This is a genomic window from Xanthomonas sp. A1809 (assembly GCF_017746015.1).
Classification (GTDB): domain Bacteria; phylum Pseudomonadota; class Gammaproteobacteria; order Xanthomonadales; family Xanthomonadaceae; genus Xanthomonas; species Xanthomonas euvesicatoria.
Genome location: NZ_JAGHWZ010000025.1, coordinates 1 through 224 on the forward strand (window position 1 = coordinate 1; position 224 = coordinate 224).

At 67.9% G+C, this 224-nt stretch carries 1 pseudogene; it reads right to left on the bottom strand.

The annotated features are described in order from the left end of the window. A pseudogene (locus J7396_RS22675) lies at positions 1-224 on the bottom strand (hypothetical protein); the annotation flags it as partial.

Sequence of the window (224 nt, forward strand, 5' to 3'; positions counted from 1 at the left end):
TCCAGGCGACGGTTCTGCCGGCGCAGGCGGTCTTCGATATCGCCCTGGTAGCTTTCGAAGCTGTCGGCCATCGCGTTGTAGCGGCTGTCGGTGTAGCTGTTGGCGGCGGCAACGCCGCTGTCCAGCTGGCCCTTGTTGACCGCATCGGTGGCACGCGTACCGGCCGCCACATTGGCCACCTGACGCTCGCCGCCCACGCTGCCCACCGACACCGTGTTGGCACG